Raw genomic sequence first — 268 nt, forward strand, 5'->3', positions numbered from 1 at the left:
TCTTAACCCGACCAAGAAGCGTGACCATTTGTCTCCCTCTTAACGAGGACGCAAGGCTTTGACTCTTCCGCTAACAAAGAACTCGTCTTTCACTCGCGCCGCCATGTGCTCTGGGCCGCGTAAGCCGTCGACCCCGCCGCCGAATACCACCACCACGGCGACGGCGAAGGACTCGGCGGTCATGGCCTCTGTACTTCTGGAGCTGGCGGCGGCTGATGATGATGTGGAGTTCAGGCGGGCTGTGGAGGAGGACAAGGTTTCTTTGGAC

The 268-nt window shown here is 59.3% G+C and carries 1 protein-coding gene; it reads right to left on the reverse strand.

Annotated elements, in window-relative coordinates:
- Positions 1–39 precede the first annotated feature (39 nt).
- Positions 40–268 (reverse strand): hypothetical protein (locus AB1471_RS17420; RefSeq protein WP_367780990.1); only part of this gene is annotated, 229 nt, incomplete at its 5' end.

The organism is Jeotgalibacillus marinus (assembly GCF_040801915.1).
GTDB lineage: Bacteria > Bacillota > Bacilli > Bacillales > Jeotgalibacillaceae > Jeotgalibacillus > Jeotgalibacillus marinus.